15 protein-coding genes and 1 pseudogene are annotated in these 17659 nt (G+C 52.8%); all 16 read right to left on the bottom strand.

Features of this window, described 5'->3' with window-relative positions:
• Window positions 1-340 precede the first annotated feature (340 nt).
• Entirely contained in the window at window positions 341-649 is a 309-nt protein-coding gene (locus tag QOS10_RS03230) for a hypothetical protein (protein WP_283593677.1), read from the bottom strand.
• A 13-nt stretch (window positions 650-662) separates the two neighbouring features.
• Window positions 663-1868: an MDR family MFS transporter gene (locus QOS10_RS03225; RefSeq protein WP_283593676.1), complete on the bottom strand. Its 1206-nt coding sequence runs from the start codon at window positions 1866-1868 to the stop codon at window positions 663-665.
• 120 nt (window positions 1869-1988) lie between these two features.
• Window positions 1989-3383, bottom strand: coding sequence for a replicative DNA helicase (gene dnaB / locus QOS10_RS03220; protein ID WP_283593675.1), 1395 nt, complete (start codon window positions 3381-3383; stop codon window positions 1989-1991).
• A gap of 48 nt (window positions 3384-3431) precedes the next feature.
• Window positions 3432-3884, bottom strand: a complete 453-nt coding sequence (gene rplI, locus QOS10_RS03215; protein ID WP_283593674.1) for a 50S ribosomal protein L9 — start codon at window positions 3882-3884, stop codon at window positions 3432-3434.
• A 5-nt stretch (window positions 3885-3889) separates the two neighbouring features.
• Window positions 3890-5914 (bottom strand): DHH family phosphoesterase, encoded by a 2025-nt coding sequence (locus QOS10_RS03210; RefSeq protein WP_283593673.1) that lies wholly within the window; start codon window positions 5912-5914, stop codon window positions 3890-3892.
• Window positions 5915-6002: 88 nt separating this feature from the next.
• Window positions 6003-6784: pseudogene (locus QOS10_RS03205) on the bottom strand (amidohydrolase family protein).
• A 6-nt stretch (window positions 6785-6790) separates the two neighbouring features.
• A complete protein-coding gene (locus tag QOS10_RS03200; protein WP_283593672.1) occupies window positions 6791-7006 on the bottom strand; it encodes a hypothetical protein in 216 nt (71 codons plus the stop codon).
• 129 nt (window positions 7007-7135) lie between these two features.
• Complete coding sequence (rpsR, locus tag QOS10_RS03195) at window positions 7136-7372, bottom strand: 30S ribosomal protein S18 (RefSeq protein WP_025022578.1); 237 nt, start codon at window positions 7370-7372, stop codon at window positions 7136-7138.
• A 29-nt stretch (window positions 7373-7401) separates the two neighbouring features.
• On the bottom strand, window positions 7402-7989 hold the full coding sequence (gene ssb / locus QOS10_RS03190; RefSeq protein ID WP_283593670.1) for a single-stranded DNA-binding protein: 588 nt from the start codon (window positions 7987-7989) through the stop codon (window positions 7402-7404).
• Window positions 7990-8026: 37 nt separating this feature from the next.
• Window positions 8027-8323 (bottom strand): 30S ribosomal protein S6, encoded by a 297-nt coding sequence (gene rpsF, locus QOS10_RS03185; protein WP_104688142.1) that lies wholly within the window; start codon window positions 8321-8323, stop codon window positions 8027-8029.
• A 203-nt stretch (window positions 8324-8526) separates the two neighbouring features.
• Window positions 8527-11031 (bottom strand): DNA gyrase subunit A, encoded by a 2505-nt coding sequence (gene gyrA, locus QOS10_RS03180; protein WP_283593668.1) that lies wholly within the window; start codon window positions 11029-11031, stop codon window positions 8527-8529.
• A 35-nt stretch (window positions 11032-11066) separates the two neighbouring features.
• Window positions 11067-13013, bottom strand: coding sequence for a DNA topoisomerase (ATP-hydrolyzing) subunit B (gene gyrB / locus QOS10_RS03175; protein ID WP_408621544.1), 1947 nt, complete (start codon window positions 13011-13013; stop codon window positions 11067-11069).
• Complete coding sequence (gene recF, locus QOS10_RS03170; RefSeq protein ID WP_283593667.1) at window positions 13013-14134, bottom strand: DNA replication/repair protein RecF; 1122 nt, start codon at window positions 14132-14134, stop codon at window positions 13013-13015. Before recF ends, gyrB begins: the two co-directional genes overlap by 1 nt.
• Window positions 14135-14143: 9 nt before the next feature.
• Window positions 14144-14365 (bottom strand): S4 domain-containing protein YaaA, encoded by a 222-nt coding sequence (gene yaaA, locus QOS10_RS03165; protein ID WP_283593666.1) that lies wholly within the window; start codon window positions 14363-14365, stop codon window positions 14144-14146.
• Between the two features lie 245 nt (window positions 14366-14610).
• On the bottom strand, window positions 14611-15753 hold the full coding sequence (gene dnaN, locus QOS10_RS03160) for a DNA polymerase III subunit beta (protein ID WP_283593665.1): 1143 nt from the start codon (window positions 15751-15753) through the stop codon (window positions 14611-14613).
• Between the two features lie 167 nt (window positions 15754-15920).
• A complete protein-coding gene (dnaA, locus tag QOS10_RS03155) occupies window positions 15921-17240 on the bottom strand; it encodes a chromosomal replication initiator protein DnaA (protein WP_283593664.1) in 1320 nt (439 codons plus the stop codon).
• Between the last annotated feature and the right edge of the window lie 419 nt (window positions 17241-17659).

Raw genomic sequence — 17659 nt, 5'->3', positions numbered from 1 at the left:
CTTGTCGGAAGCGTGTAGGTCAGGCCTCCCCGGGTAAGAATATTAGCTTTCGTACCACATCACCGTTAGCTTTACTAAAACTAACTTTGAGTAGTATTGGACTTCGACTTGTGCAGCAGCCTCATCCAGCTAGTTCCAGCCTTATAGCTACTTCTTGTTCATCGGTGCGGTACTTTACCTTAAACTTCCTTCAGATTCCACCTCACAGTGGACACCCTTGTCCTCAGCTCATGGTTCCGACTACTACGGCCCATAGCGGACTTTCACCGCCTAGCTAATACCCATGCCGGGCGCACAGCTAAAAATGGTTAGGTCCCCTCCAGGGCCTAACCATTTTTTACTAATTCAGCTGTTCAGGCCGGACCGACTGCTTGCCATGTTTCAGCTTGCTGATCTGGCCCTCGCGCCCATCATTGACAATAAACTCATCCACCGCCCCGCAGTACTCGCAGGCTACCACAATCTGGTAGCGCTGGGAGTCGTCCTGGTTGGTATCCATCCAGTTTCGTTCCGCGATCACCAGCGGTTCCTTATGACACTTGTAGCACGAAAGCTGCAGCTGCCGATTCTCGCGAAAACCGTCCCCGGTCTTGCCGACCATTCCGTAGCGGTCCTCGCCGTGAACATTGTCAAAGTTATTGTAGAACACCGTGATTACTTCCTTAGTATTTGACCGTCCGGGCCTTATTCAGCTGGACAACCGCCCAGACAACAATTTCCATCGCAAAGATCGAGACCGCGCAGACCACAAAGAGGACGTGGTAGGAAGCTGCCCCGATAATCAGGCCACCGAATAGGGGCCCAAACGCCTTCCCTAACGACGAGAAGGCATTGAGGATCCCCTGGTACTTTCCCTTGACCTCAACCGGCGACAGGCTGTTGACGATCGCCGGCATCGTTGGGAAGGCCGTGGCCTCACCGATCGTCAGGATCACCATAGCGATAACGTACCAGGCGTAGTTCTTGGCAAACAGCAAGAGGACGAAGGAGAAGCCAACGGTAAAGATCCCGATGAAGACCTGAGCGTACGGGTTGTTATACCAGCGGTTCAGCCAGGTCAAAAGCAGCTGTATCACCACAATCAGGACCCCGTTCAGCGTCCACAGCAGACTGTACTTGGTCATCGAAATTCCCTGTTCAGTCATGAAGACGGACAGGTTACTGGACCATTGCTCGTACATCGTCCAAACCACGCAAAGGGCCACGAAGAAGATCCAATTGATCCACAGGTTGGCCCGGGAAAGCTTGGCCGTCGTTTCCGGCTCGTCGCTCTTGAAGCGTTCCGGATCGACTGCTACCGGATGCGGGTCCTCCCGGAAGTAGACGAAGACGACGATCGTAAAGAGAATGTAGAGGATCGTCGTGATGGTAAACAGCGGCGAGATGTTCCCGTGAGCGTGCTGGTAGAGCGGACCGACAATCGTAGTCCCGATCACCATCCCCAGGTTGTTGGCGAAGTAGAGCATGTTGAAGACGTAACGCCCGTCCTTATGCAACCGGGTCCCGAACGAGTTGACCATCGTGATGATCCAACCGTTGAAGAAACCGATCGCCGTCAGCAGAATAGCATAGACAGGCCAGCCGTTGAAAAAGATCATCGCGCCGATCACAATGGTCGCGGCGATCGTCCCGCCTAGCATCAGGTGGCGCGGATTCCGCCTGTCAAAGAGCAGGCCGCTGATATAGCTCCCGACCACATTGGCCCCGGAATAAAATAGCAAGACAATCCCTGATACAGTTAATGACTCGTGCAGCTGTTCATGCATATAGATCGTGGTCAATGGCCAGACAAAGCTGTTGCCGATGCTCCCAAAGAACATCCCCAGCAGCAGCCATTTCAACTCAATTCCCTTCGTTTGACGGTTCATCCTAACGCCTCCTTGTTTTTCTCCTTAAGCGAACGAAAAGAGCCCTCCAGTGAACCTGAAACGCCCCTTCTATCCATAGTTACGTAAACGAGCACCACCCCAGCGGCTGGTCCTCAAACATTAATTCTGTTGTTCTCCCGGTACATAGGCCACGGAGGCAAACTTGTTGTAAGACTTGGCAAACAACAGCTTGACCGTCCCTCGCGGACCGCTCCGGTTCTTCTCAATGATGACTTCGACTTCACTGACGTTGGAGTCGTCGCCGTCACCATTCTGACTGCCATCCTGCTGGTCATCATCGCCATCACCGTGCTCGTAGTAGTCGTCACGGTAGAGGAAACTGACAATATCCGCATCCTGCTCAATTGATCCGGACTCACGGATATCCGACAGGACCGGCCGCTTGTCTTGCCGCTGTTCAACTCCCCGGGAGAGCTGGGACAGGGCAATCACCGGTACCTCTAATTCCTTGGCCAGCTTCTTGAGCTGCCGCGAAATCTCGGACACTTCCTGCTGCCGGTTGTCAGGGTTGTTCCCTTCAATCAGCTGCAGGTAGTCGATGACGATTAAGCCCAGGTTGCCGGTCTCTTTCTTCAGCCGCCGGCAACGGGCCCGAATCTCGGCCACTTTGATTCCGGCGGTGTCGTCGATGTAGAGGTGGGCATTCGACAGCGTCCCCGCGGCAAAGAACAGGCTCTCCCATTCATCTGGCGTCAGGTTCCCAGTCCGCAGGTGGTTGGCATCGATGTTCCCCTCGGCACACAGCATCCGGTTGACCAGTGATTCGGCCCCCATTTCCAGACTGAAGATTGCCACCGTCTTATCAGTCTTGGTGGCCACGTTCTGGGCGATGTTGAGGGCGAAGGCGGTCTTCCCCACCGCTGGCCGTGCCGCAATGATTACCAGTTCATCCGGATGGAAACCAGTGGTCATCCGGTCCAGTTGCGGGTAACCGGTCTCCAAACCAGTAATATCGGAATCATTGCCAGAGAGGGTCTCAATGTGGCTCATCGCACTGTTTAAGACCTGCTGGATGTTCTGGAAGCCATCCTGGTTATTCGACTCGGACACGTGCAGGATAGACTGCTCCGCCTGGTCGATCAGGTCGGTGGTGTCGTTGTCGTCCGCATAACCCTCGTTGATGATCTTAGTGGCGGTGTTAATCAGATTGCGCCGCACGGCTTTATCATGGACAATCTTAGCATAGAAGGTCACGTTAGCCGCCGATGGAACCGACGAGGCCAGTTCGGCCAGGTAGACCATCCCGCCGACGTTCTCGGTCTGCTTGTCCTTGTCTAAGGCACTCTTGATCGTCACCACGTCGATCGGCTGGTCGTCATCATTTAGCGCCACCATCTTCGCAAAGATGATCTGGTGGGCCCGCTTATAAAAATCCCCGGGTTGCAAGTATTCCATTGCGTCGGCCAACGCGTTCTTACTTAAAAAAGCAGCTCCGAGAACTGCCTTTTCAGCTTCAATATCGTGTGGCTCTTCTTGCATTGGTGCATTATCCATGACGATACCTCGCTTTTAATAAATCGAAATTCAATTATACCGATTAAACTACTTTTCCGCAATGTGTACCCGAATTTCGGCACTAACTTCGGGGTGCAGCTTGATCGGTACGTTGACGTAACCCAAGGCCTTGATCGGCGCCGCCAGTTCAATCTTCCGCTTGTCGATCTTGATCTTGTACTGTTTCTGCAGAGCCGTGGCAATCTGCTTGGTTGAGATGGAGCCAAACATCCGCCCGTCCGTGCCGGCCTTGCCGCTGAGTTCAACGACCGTCTTGTCGTCTTCTAAGACCTTCTTCAAGCGCTTGGCTTCTTCCAGCTCTTCAGCGGCGTGCTTGGCTTCAGCCCGTTGCTGACCAGCCAGCTGACTCATGGCCGCCTTGGTGGCCTGCTTGGCCAGGCCGCGCTTGATCAGGTAGTTCTGGGCATAGCCATCGGGGACTTCCTTGACTTGGCCGCGTTTACCCCGGCCACGAACATCTTGCGTAAAAATAACTTTCATCTTATTCACTCCTCTTCATCTTCCTGATTACTATTATCAACCGTCTTGGTCAGAAGATCAATTAATTCCTTCCGGACAGCATCGACGGTCTTACCGGTAATCTGGGTCGCCGCGTTGGCCAGGTGGCCACCGCCGCCCATCTGCTCCATGATAATCTGGACATTGACATCGCCGGCCGACCGCGCGGAAATTCCGACCTTATCATCGGCCCGCTTGGTGATGACAAACGAGGCCTCAACCCCTTCGACCTGAAGGAGCATGTCAGCTGCCTGGGCCGCCGTGACGGAATCATAGACCCGGTCGTCTTCCCCGGCACAGATAGCCATGTGATCGTTGATTATTGCCCGGGAAATTAAATGGTTGCGATCCATGAAGCTCTGCGGATCCTCTTTCATGAAGGACTGGATCATCATTCCATCAGCCCCAGCCGAACGCAGGTAGCTGGCCGCATCGAAGGTCCGGGTCCCGGCACTCTTCGTGAAGGACTTCGTATCGATCTGGATCCCCGTCAGCATCGTCGTGGCCTCAAGTTTGTTCAGCCCCTTGCCTTCCCGTGGCTGGTACTCGAACATCTCGGTGATCAGCTCACAGGTTGAGGAGGCGTACGGTTCAATGTAGACCAGCAGCGGGTTCTCGGGGAACTCTTCGCCGCGCCGGTGGTGGTCAATGATTACCAGCCGGTTCTGCAACTGGTTGTACAACTCGGGCGAGATCGTAATGCTGCGCTTGGCATGATCCACCATCACCAGCAGGCTGTTGTCAGTCGCCTTCTCCAGGGCCTCATCCGGCGTGATGATTTGGTCCTTGATTGTCTGGTAGTTGTCGATCTCGTTCATCAGGCGCTGGATGTCGGCATGCGGGTGCTCATTGTCCACCACAATCCAGCACTCCTTGCCATTCATCTCGGCAATCCGCCGAATCCCCAGACAAGCCCCCAAGGAGTCCATATCGGGGTTCTCGTGCCCCATAACAAACAGCTGGTCCGCCTGATTGATCAACTCCTGTAAGGCCTGGCTAATCATCCGCGCCCGTACCCGCGTCCGTTTCTCCATCGGGTTGGTCTTACCGCCGTAGAAACGTGCCGGCTGGTCCTTCGCCCGGACGACAACCTGGTCGCCCCCACGACCAAGTGCCAGGTCCAGGTTGTTCTGCGCCGTGTCGGCCAGCTTGATCAGGTCGTTCTCAGCGTAGGCAATCCCCACACTAAGGGTGACCGGTGAGTTGCGCTGGGACGTGCTCTGGCGGATTACGTCGAGGATCTTGAACTTCTTCTTCTCCAGCTCTTCCAGCGAACTCTGGTGCCCGATGATCAGGTAGTTATCGTCATCGATGATCTTCATCAGGAGGTGGTTAGCACTCGCCCACTTGCTGATCTCTGAGGTGACGTAGTTGTGCAGGTTCGAGACATCCGTGTCGCTCATCCCCTGGATCAGCTCATCGTAATTATCCAGGTAGATGTTTCCCAGGAAGATCTGCTCCTGCCGATACTGCTGTTCCACCGCAGCATACTTGGTGATGTCCAGCAGGTAGGCGACCCGGTAACGCGGCTGGACCAGAAATTCGAATTGGCGGTCGCGCCAGGTAACGATCTGGGCCCCCTTGTGGCTGCGGCCGTCATCAATCAGCTTCGCCAGCCGTTCGTCAACATTGGCAACGTTCTTGCCGACAACCTTCTCCAGCTTGAAGTAGCGGGCCATGTACGGGTTAATCCACTCAATCTCGTTCCGGGCGTTGAGCATGATCATCCCCAGCGGCATCTCCAGCAGGGCCTCCTGCTGGCCGCTTTTAATCTGGTAAGTCAGGCGTTTGAGGTACTCGTGAGTATCATTGACCAGCTGCCGGAGCCGCCGGAGACTGACAGTACTCCCGATGACTGCCAATACTAAAACCACCAGTCCGACGACCCAGCTAAACATGAAAGCCAGAACCAGACTAATCACGGTCATACATAATATGTAATAGACATTCCAGCGGACCGCTGGGTGTTTCAGATAAAACAGCCAGTTTTCACGACTGAAAAATTCACGCATAATAATCCTCCCAAATCGGCGGTCATGCCGCCTGCTAATTGGATATTACTATCATATCACACCGGCCGCCAAAAACAGCCCGATTCACTTAATCAACCGTTCCTGGATGATGGGCCTTGAACCGCGCCAAGGCCGGGGCGCTGGCTTGACGGGCCGCTTGCACGTTCGTAGGTTTGAAGTAGATCCTGGCGGCGTTATTAGCCATCACATCGGCCAGTTCCGCCGGCGTGAAGATAGCGGTGCGTTCCAGCCAGGTGGCCAGCTGGTGGTAGTCATTGAAAGCTGCTGACCACGGGGCGTCGCTTCCCCAGATGATCCGTTTGGCACCCAGCCATTTTTTAGCCAGCCGGACTACCCACTGACTCTTCGGGTATGGGAAGTCGTCCCGGCCCTCGCCCAGGATATCCTGGATTGCCGAAATATCGACGCTGATGTTATCCATCGGAGCAAACTGCGCGAGGACGTTAACTAGCTGGTAGGGGTGCTGGGCATCTGGGAAAGACAGGTGGCAGACCACAAAATCCAATTCTGGATAGCGGCGGGCCAGGTTAACGATCGCTTCCGGCTGGTAGCTGGTCTGATCGGCCGCACCATAATCAACTGTGATCACAAAGCCGGGATAGTCCGCCAGGTAATGAAAAATCTGGGACACCCGGTTGTCAAGATCCAGGCGAAACGGCCGGTGAAAGCCGTGCAGCCCCCGCCCTGACTGATCTCGAACTTAATGGCCCGAAAGCCCAGATCTTCAACGTACCGGTGAACGATCGCCATGGCCTGGTCATCAAAGGGGTCGACGGAGAAGGCGCCGATGAAGCGGTCCGGGTAGCGTTTGACCACCTAATAGGTATAGTAATTCTGGTAGTCATTCAGGGTGCCCTAGAGGATGACCGCCCGTTCGATTTCCTCCTCATCCATGATCTGCAGGTATTTCTCGGCCAGGAAGTTGTCGTCGCCCCAGCCGTCGGGAATCAATTTGATAATCTCACCATCGTCCCAGATAGCGTACCCGTTACCCAGGGGACTGAGCCGCCCCTGGCCCTTGGCACCGGCCATCTCCCGAACAAGATGAATGTGTCCTTCAACCTTACGCATTTTCCTTCCTTTCACCAATACGGCGAAGCAGCGAAGCAGCCATGAAAAAAGCATCCAGTGGCCGTTTCCCGTCCTAACGACAATACAAAAAAAGCTCACTTCAAACGAAGCAAGCTTTTTTATTTTGGATTAGTCTTCAGCAACGAATGGCAGAAGACCCATGATCCGGGCACGCTTGATAGCGACCGTTAACTTACGTTGGTTCTTGGCGCTCGTACCAGTTACCCGACGTGGTAAGATCTTACCCCGTTCGGAAATGAACCGACGTAACAAATCAGTGTCTTTGTAATCGATGTATTCGATGTGGTTTGCGGCGATGAAGTCGACTTTACGACGACGACGGCCGCCCCGACGTTGTTGTGCCATGAAATTACCCTCCTATCCGGTAAAAAATTTTAGAATGGTAAATCGTCATCAGAGATCTCAGTGTCCCCATCATCGTTATTGCTGGAGAATGGGTTGGCTGAGTTATTCTGACCAACACCGAAGCCAGAAGCATCGGCATTGGCTGACGAGTTAGCTTGAGGAGCGTTGTTGGTCGATTGTGGCTGGTTGTTATTGCCGCCGTATTGACCCTGACCGCTAAATGGGGCCTGGTTACCAAACGACTGCTGGTTACCGTTATTGAACGGTTGCTGACTACCCTGGTTCATCCCGCCATTTTGCCGGGGTTCAAGCAGGGCAAAGTTATCAACCACGACTTCGGTAACATATACCCGTTGACCTTGCTGGTTCTCGTAATTCCGGGTTTGGATCCGGCCGTCGATTCCCACCAAGGAGCCCTTATGGGTGAAGTTGCTGAAGTTTTCGGCAGATTTACGCCAGATAACACAGTTGATAAAATCTGCATCCCGGTCCCCGTTTTGGTTGCGGAACTGCCGATCAACCGCGAGCGTAAATGAGACTACTGCTGTACCGCTGGTAGTGTATCGCAACTCAGGATCTCGCGTTAAGCGTCCAGTCAAAACTGCACGATTAATCATTCGATCGTTCTCCTCTCTATTTACATTGACGATCTAATTAAGCATCAAGCTTAACGATCATGTGACGTAGGATATCGTCGTTGAACTTAGCCAAACGGTCAAATTCGTTTAATGCTTCGTCAGTGTTGGTGGTCAAAGTAACCACGTGGTAAGTACCTTCAGTGTACTTTTCAATTGGGTAAGCGAAGCGACGCGTTGACCAATCCTTTGATTCAGCGACATCTGCACCATTGTCCGTCAATACCTTGTCAAAACGGTCAACTAATTCGCTCTTAGCTGATTCTTCGATGTCAGGACGAATGATGTAAGTAATTTCATATTTACGTGTTTCCATGAATGTTACACCTCCTTATGGACTCTGGCTCTTCTAAATTGTAGAAGAACAAGGAGAGTAGACGTCTGTACGTATACTCACAGATATAAAATATAGCATATACTAGGCTTTAAAACAAGAAACAAATAACAAGAAATCCTGAGAGTTGCGCTCTATTAAGATAATACGCAAGCACTCAGGATTTTCGTCTTAGTTAATAAATTTTACTGGTGATCTTCGGAATTAACCGGCGTCTGTGCTGATTCGTCCTGGCCTTCTTCGTCGTCATCAGATTCCTTTTCAACCTTGGCCATCGTTGCTACCTTGGTGCCCTTATCCATCTTGATCAGGTGAACACCAACGGCAGAACGACCGGTCTGGGAAACCGTCTCGATGCCAAAGCGGATGATGACCCCGCGGTCGGTAACCAGCATGATATCTTCGTCGCCGTCAACCGTGGTCAGGCCAACCAGCGGACCATTCTTGGCCGTCACGTTGACTGTCTTGACACCGAGGCCGCCACGACCCTTGATTGGGTACTCGCGGGCCGGCGTCTGCTTACCAAAGCCGTTTTCACTGATGACCAGCACCTTGCTGTCAGGGTTCAGCGGCGCAGCCCCGATGACGTAATCTTCATCACGCAGGCGGATTCCGCGTACCCCGGCAGCAGAACGGCCCATGGACCGCACTACATCGGAGTCAAAGCTCAGGGCGTAACCGTTGTGGGTCCCGATGATCATCAGCTGCCCATCCTTGATGACGTTGACGTTGATCAGTTCGTCGCCATCGTGGAGGTTGATGGCCTTCAGACCGTTGCTCCGGATGTTCTTGAACTCTGGTACCGGCGTCCGCTTGACCGTCCCGTACTTGGTCGTGAAGAAGAGGAACTTGTCATCATCATTCGCCGCGTGGGAAACGTTGATGACCGCGCTGATCTTCTCCTTATTGTTGATCCCCAAGAGGTTGATGATCGGGATTCCCTGGGCAGACCGGCCGTATTCAGGAACCTCGTACCCCTTCATGGAGAAGACCTTCCCGGAGTTCGTGAAGAAGAGCAGGAGGTCATGCGTCGAGCTGGAAATCAGCTGTTCAATGAAGTCGTCCTTGTGAACGCCCATCCCCTTGACACCACGGCCGCCACGGTGCTGGGACTTGAATTCGTCAACCGGCAGCCGCTTGATGTAGCCGTTGTGGGTGAGGGTGACGATGATGTCTTCTTCTTCGATCAGGTCCTCATCTTCAATGTTGGTGATGTCGCCGACCTGCAATTCGGTCCGCCGCTTGTCGCCAAACTTGCGCTGGATCTCCATCAGTTCGTCATAGATAATCTGGTGGATCCGCTCGTCGTGGGCCAGGATGTCCTTATAGTCGGCAATGGCATCCATCAGCTTCTTGTACTCAGCCTCGATCTTTTCCCGTTCCAAACCGGTCAGTCGAACCAGCCGCATGTCGAGGATGGCTTGGGACTGACGATCGGACAGACCATAGTTTTGGATCAGCTCATCCTTGGCAATCTCACTGGTCTGGGAGTTCCGGATGATCTTGATGATCTCATCGATGTGGTCGAGGGCAATCCGCAGTCCGGCAACGATGTGGGCCCGGTTTTGCGCCTTCTTCAGGTCAAACTTAGTCCGCCGCCGCACAACGTTTTCCTGGTGCTCAAGGTAGTACTGCAGGATCTGCTTCAGGCTCAGGATTTTCGGCGCGCCGTTGACGATCGCCAGCATGTTGAAGTTGAAGGTCGTCTGCATCAGGGTCATCTTGTAGAGGTTGTTTAAGATGACCTCCGCGCTGGCATCCCGCCGGACATCGATCACGATCCGCATCCCGTCGCGGTCGGTTTCATCATTGATGTCGGTGATCCCGTCGATCTCCTTGTTCCGGGCCAATTCGGCGATCCGCTCGATCAGCTTGGCCTTGTTGACCATGTACGGAATCTCGTGGACGATAATCCGCTGCTTGCCGTTCTTTTGTTCCTCAATGTCGACCTTGGCCCGCACGATGATCGTACCGCGGCCGGTCTCATAGGCCTTGCGGATCCCGGACTTGCCCATGACAACCCCGCCGGTTGGAAAGTCTGGTCCCGGCAGCACCTTCATTAGGTCCTCGGTGGTGGCGTCTGGGTTGTCCATCAGCATGTGAATGGCGCTGATGACTTCCCCCAGGTTATGGGTTGGAATGTTAGTGGCCATCCCGACGGCAATCCCGGAAGCCCCGTTGACCAGCAGGTTTGGGAAACGCGCCGGCAGAACGTCGGGCTCCTTTTCCGTGCCATCGTAGTTGGGGTGGAAATCCACGGTGTCCTTGTTGATATCGCGCAGCATTTCCACCGCGATCTTGCTCATCTTCGCCTCGGTATAACGCATGGCGGCCGCACTATCACCGTCGACCGACCCGAAGTTACCGTGGCCGTCAACCAGCATGTAACGGTAACTAAAGTCCTGCGCCATCCGGACTAGCCCTTCGTAGATCGAGGAGTCACCGTGGGGGTGGAACTTCCCCATGACGTCCCCGACAATCCGGGCCGACTTCTTATACGGCTTATCCGGGGTAACCCCCAGTTCGTTCATCCCGTAAAGGATCCGCCGCTGAACCGGCTTTAAGCCATCACGCACGTCTGGCAGAGCCCGCGAGACGATAACACTCATGGCATAGTCCAGGAATGAGTTCTTCATCTGGCTCGTCAATTTGACGTCCGTGATCCGGTTTGACATATCTTCTTCAGCCAATGCCGCTCCTCCTTTTTTAATTTCTCGTGATTATTTTACAGGTCCAGGTTCTCAACAAACTTGGCATTTCGTTCGATAAAGTCCCGCCGCGGGCCAACCTTGGTTCCCATTAGCATTGGGAAAATTTCGTCCGCCTGCTTGGCGTCGTCCAATTGAACCCGGAGCAGGTGCCGGTGTTCAGGATCCATCGTGGTCTCCCAAAGCTGTTCGGCATCCATTTCACCAAGCCCCTTGTACCGCTGGATAACCGGCTTGGGACTCGGTTGCAGGGAGTTGACAACCCGTTCCAGTTCTTCGTCAGATTCGATGTACTTGACGAACTTCCCCTGCCGAACTTGGTACAACGGCGGCTGCGCAATGTAGACGTAGCCGTGGGTGATCATCGGCTTCATGAACCGGTAGAACAGAGTCAAGAGCAGAGTCCGAATGTGGGCCCCGTCGACATCGGCATCGGTCATGATAATCAGCTTGTGGTAGTTGGCCTTGGTGATATCAAAGTCGTCACCGAAGCCGGTTCCCAATGCTGTGAAAAGGGAACGAATTTCGTCATTGGCCAGGACCCGGTCCAGGGTGGCCTTCTCAACGTTTAAGATCTTCCCCCGAATCGGCAGAATTGCCTGGGTCAACCGCGAGCGGCCCTGCTTAGCGGAACCGCCGGCGGAGTCCCCCTCGACGATAAACAGTTCAGAGATGTTCGGATCCTTGCTGGTGTTGTCCGCCAGCTTACCAGGCAGGTTGGAAATTTCCAGGCCGCTCTTCTTCCGGGTAACTTCCCGGGCCCGCTTGGCCGCAACCCGGGCCTTAGAAGCCAGCTGCCCCTTTTCAATGATCTTCTTGGCCTCGTCCGGGTGCTCCATCAAGAAGCGGTTGAAGGTCTCCGCAAAGATGTGGTCAGTAGCTGTCCGGGCATCGGAGTTCCCCAGCTTGGTCTTCGTCTGGCCCTCAAACTGCGGGTCAGGGTGCTTGATGGAAACCACCGCGATCAGCCCTTCACGGACATCATCCCCGGAGAGGGTTTCGTTGCTCTTCAGTGCCCCGCTCTTGTGGCCGTAGTCGTTGATCACCCGGGTCAGGGCCATCTTGAATCCGGTCTCGTGGGTCCCACCTTCATAGGTATGGATGTTGTTGGTGAAAGTCAGCAACTCACTCCGGTAACCGTTGATGTACTGGAGGGATACTTCTACCGTAATGTTGTTTTCCTTGCCTTCAACGTAGATCGGCGGATCAAAGAGAACTTCTCGGCCCCGGTTGAGGTATTCAACGTAGTGCCGGATTCCGCCTTCATAGAGGAATTCCTGGCGTTCGGCGTCCTGGTTCCGCTTATCCTGAATTGTGATTTTCAGGCCCTTGTTCAAGAAGGCCAGCTCACGCAGACGGTCGGTCAGGGTCTTAATGTTGTAGGTCGTGGTCTCACGGAAAATGTCCGGGTCCGGCTTGAAGTGGACCGTGGTCCCGTGAACGTCTTCGGGCAGCCCCGTATCAACCACCTTCATGGACGTCTTGACGTGACCGTGGTCGAAGTCCATGTAGTAGCGCTTGCCTTGCCGGGCCACCTTAACATCCAGCTCCGTTGACAGGGCGTTAACGACTGAAGCCCCGACCCCGTGCAGACCACCGGAGACCTTGTAGCCGCCACCGCCGAACTTACCACCGGCGTGTAGGACCGTGAAAACCGTCTCCAGGGCCGGCTTGCCGGTTTCCTTTTGAGTGTCAACCGGGATCCCCCGTCCGTTATCGCGGACCGTGATGCTGTTGTCAGGTTCAACTTCAACATTGATTTCGGTACAGAAGCCCGCTAAGGCCTCATCAATCCCGTTATCGACAATTTCCCAAACAAGGTGGTGTAAACCTTGTGCAGACGTTGAACCGATATACATTCCGGGACGCTTGCGAACCGCATCCAGCCCCTTCAGAACTTGAATCTGGCTGGCATCGTATTCGCTCGCCAGCTCAGCCTTTGTTTCCTTACGCTCGTCGCTCACTATGCTTCCTCCTTGTCCAAAGTGCCATGTTTAATCTCAAAAATCGTTGGTTCCTTAATCAATTGCCGGGCCACGTCGCTCAGGCTGGTGGTGGTCAGAAAGGTCTGCACCTTATCCTGAATCGCCGTCAGCAGGTGGGTCTGCCGGACCGGATCGAGCTCCGACAAGACATCGTCCAAAAGCAACAGCGGGTATTCGCCCGTCTGCTCCTTCATCAAGTCGATCTCGGCCAGCTTGACCGACAGGGCGGTCGTCCGCTGCTGGCCCTGCGAACCGAAGGCCTGGATATTCTTGCCGTTAACCATGAAGCGGATGTCATCGCGCTGGGGACCATACATCGTGGTTCCCTGATCGATCTCCCGTTCCTGGTTATCCGTGTATTGCCCCAGCAGCTCGTGGTAAACCTGGTCGACCGTTGTCTCATCGTCCACCTTCACCTGGGTCACGTAGGCCAGGTGGAGCTTCTCCTGGTTGAGGGAGATCTGGTAGTGCAGGTCCGCTGCCCACTTTTCCAAGTGCTGCAAAAAATGATGCCGAGCAACGATTACCTCGGCACCATACGCTGCTAACTGGTCTGACAGAACCGATAAGAGAACCCGGTCATGCTGCTGGCCATATTTCAATTGTTTCAGGTACTTGTTGCGTTGCCGCAAAAGCGTGCGAAATTGACTCGCATCGTACAAGTACTTGCTGCTCATCTGGCTGAATTCCATGTCCATGAAACGCCGTCGAACAGCGGGCGCCCCCTTCACCAGCGAGAGGTCCTCGGGGGCAAACAGGATCGTGTTCAACTGCCCAACGTACTGACCGAGCCGGGCCTGCTCAAGGTGGTTGACCTTAGCCTTCTTACCATTTTTGGTAAACTGCAGTTCCAGCGGGACCTTGCCCGTTGCCTTCTGCACCACCCCGCTGATGGATGCCGACTGCTCCTGCCAGTTGATCAGCTCCCGGTCATTGCTGGTCCGGTGGCTCCGGGTCAGTGACAGGGCGTAGATTGCCTCCAGCATGTTAGTCTTCCCCTGGGCGTTCCGACCAATCAGGACGTTGATCCCGGAGGCAAAGTGAACGGTCAGATCCTGATAGTTTCTGAAGTTGTGCAACCGTAATTCCGTCAGAATCATCGCCGTCGCCTACTTAGCCTTGATAACCAGCGTTGGGTAATCGGGAAGAACAACCTGGTCGTCGGGGTACAGTTTCCGTCCCCGCCGGTCGTCCGGCTCACCGTTAACAAGGACTTGGTTTTCCTTGAGGTACCACTTGGCGGCACCACCGGTGGGAATGATTCCTTCTTCTTTTAGCAATTGGCCGAGCGTGATAAACGGGCGGTCAATTGTAATTTGCTTGTCTTCCACACTAATTCACCTACTTTACTTATTCTATTATAGCACAGTTATCCACTAAATAGGCGTTAAGAGCCAATCTCAGCCCGTTAGTGTCCCTCGAGGCATTTTCATCAAAATTGCTTTTGAAATGGTCAATGGGCCGATCAAGCCACTTTCTGTCACTTTTGCCTTCAAAAACTGTCCAGTAGGAAAAATTAAAAGCCACCGCAATCAAGCAGGTGACTTTTAATAATATAGATCTTTAATTATTCACGTTAGAACGTCCGCACCGGCGTAATCAGGTGGACAAAGTTTTCACCGTCTTCCGTTGGGACCAGGGTAAATGGCCGCAATGGGGAAGTGAAGGAAATCTTGACGGTCGTCTGCCCGAATGAGCGCAGGGCATCCTTCATGTAATTCGGGTTGAATGAAATCTCAAGGTCGTTGCCGTCCAAGGCAGTAGTGGCAACCTCTTCTTCCACCGTCCCAATGTCAGGCGAGTCGCTGCTGATCCGGACCAGGTTTTCACTTGGCTTCAATGTAAGCTTAACCACGTCGTTGCGGCTTTCGTGGGACAGCAGAGAAGCACGCTCAATGGAGGCGAGGAAGCTGCCGGCGTCCAGTTCAACTGTGGTATCCGCCGTATCAGGGATCAGTTGGCTGGTTTCTGGGTAGTTCCCCTCAAGCAGGCGGGAGTAGAAGTGGGTGTTGCCAAAGATGAAGAGAATCTGATTCTCCGTTACCTGAACCAGGACATCTTCGTCGACATCACTGATCATTCCGGACAATTCGTTCATGCTCTTCCCCGGAATGATGACGTCAAAATCGATGCCGTTGTCAACATCTTTTAGGGCCACTTTCCGTTGTGCCAGACGGTGGCTATCGGTGGCCACGGCCGTCAGCAGGCCATCATGCAGGGTAATGTGAATCCCGGCAAGGATTGGCCGGCTTTCCTGCTTGGAAACGGCAATGACCGTCTGCCGAATGACCTCTTGTAAAACATCATTGGGCAGCGTAATGGTCTTGTCGGTCTCAACTTCTGGCAGGTGCGGGAAGTTTTCAGCATCCTGGCCGTTGATTTGGAACTTGGCAGTTCCAGAAGTAATATCAGCCTGGAAACCGCTTGTGACTTCAATGGTTACCTGTTTGTCTGGGAGCTTCTTGACTATTTCACTAAAGAAGCGAGCGGGTAACACAATGGCTCCTGAATCTTCTACTGTCAAATCGTAGTCAGGATTATTCGCATCGATAACACTTTCAATAGTGATGTCAGAGTTGCTGCCTGTTAAAATGATTCTTTCTTTATCAACCACCATCTTGAGTCCGGTCAAGATCGGAATAGTTGTCTTAGATGAAATGGCACGTAACACATTGTTAAGCTGACTGATGAATGCTGGTCGGTTGATAGTGAATTTCATTGTTGATTGCTCCTTATATATAAATATATTTTATAGTTTAAAAATAGTCGTAGTAGTAGGGGATGTTAATACTGTGGATAAGTGCGCTAACCCCTTGATATCAAGCTGAAATCGCTGTTGATAACCTGTGGATAAAAATGCGGATAACTTTTTCAGTTGTGCACAGGCTACGAGTGGAGCCGCTCCTTCAAGTTATTGATATCCTTCTGCAGATCGGTGTCCTTCTTGAGGGCCGCCTCGATTTTGTCGATGGCGTGAAGAACCGTCGTGTGATCCTTGCCGCCAAATTCGTTGCCGATCTTCGGCAGGGAGAAGTCGGTCAGTTCCCGGGAAAGGTACATGGCAATTTGACGGGGAACAACGATCTGCTTGACCCGCTTCTTTCCCAGGATGTCACTCTGGGTAATATTGTAGAAACTGGCGACCTGCTTTTGAATCTCGGCGATGGAGATAGTGGTCTGCTGCTTTTGCCGTAATCCTTTCAAGGCTTGGGAGGCCAGGTGAGGGGTGATCGGTTCCCCGCTGAGGTTGGCAAAGGCCTGGACCTGATTAAGGGCCCCTTCAAGTTCACGAATGTTGGTATCGATCTGACCGGCAATATAGTTCAGGGTGTCGTTGCCGATCTGGATATGGTCCTCTTCGACTTTGCTCCGCAGAATGGCAATTCGCGTTTCGAGGTCCGGCGGAGTGATTTCAACCGGCAGGCCCCAGCGGAAGCGGGATACCAGGCGATCCTGCAGTTCGGGGATCTCGTTGGGGATGCGGTCGGACGTCATGACGATCTGTTTCTTTCGGTCATGCAGAGCATTAAAAGTATAGAAGAACTCCAGCTGAGTCCCTTCCTTAGTAGCGAGAAACTGGATGTCATCGATCAGGAGCAGGTCGAGGTTCCGGTACTCCTCCCGAAACTTCTCCATTGAATTGCTCTGGATGGAGTTGATGAAATCATTCGTAAATTCTTCGCTGGTAATGTACTTGACCTTGGCCTTAGGGTTGGCCTGGAGCATGTGGTTCCCGATAGCCTCCATTAAGTGGGTCTTGCCAAGCCCCACCCCTCCATAGATGAAGAGGGGGTTGTACAGACCGCCGGGGCTTTCGGCCACCGCGTATGCTGCAGCGTGGGCCATTTTGTTGCCTTCACCAACAACGAAGGTACTGAAGTTGTAGTGGGGATTAAGCGGGGTATCCATCTCGAAAGTCGGTTTTGCCGCCGAGTTATTATCGGGGGTTGGTTTAATCTCGCTCTCTAAAACGTACCGTGGCTCAATGTCGTGGCCCAGTTCTAAGCGGGCATATTCTTTGAGTTTGGCATCCAGGTTTTGCCGCCAAAAGTCCCGGTGAACCTGGGTTGGTGTCAAAACGGTCAGTTGGTTTTGGGAGAGAGAAATTGCTTTTGCCGGAGCAATCAAGGTGTCAAAAGTGACCTTAGTGGTATTTTGACGGAATGAATTTTGGATCGCTTCCCACAGAGAATCGAGCTCAGTCAAAATAATTCCTCCTAATATATAAAATTCCAAACGGTATTTTATCATTAGATTAAAAAGTTTTCCACAGGGTGGATAAGCAGAAAAGTTCTTTACACAACACTGTGTGGTATTTTTGATAAGCGTTGTTGATTTTGTGATCTGTACTGTCCTAAATTGATGAATACACAGTGATTGTGGATAACTAGATACGATCATACCAACGTTTCAAACACTTATGAACAACAAATCACTTGCTTGTGGATAACTCTAGTCACAGGGTGTGAATTGTGCATAACTACAAGATATTGTGGTGGATAGTTTTCCACAGCAAAATATGTTGCACAGGCCTGTGCATAGTTTTTTATCATTCTGTGGATAAATAAAAAATTAAAATAAATTTTTGCCATTTATTAATTGCGAAAAGTATGGTATACTTCCAA

Origin of the sequence: Limosilactobacillus galli (assembly GCF_947381495.1) — a bacterium.
Classification (GTDB): Bacteria; Bacillota; Bacilli; order Lactobacillales; family Lactobacillaceae; genus Limosilactobacillus; species Limosilactobacillus galli.
This window is presented reverse-complemented; position numbering and strand designations above follow the sequence as displayed.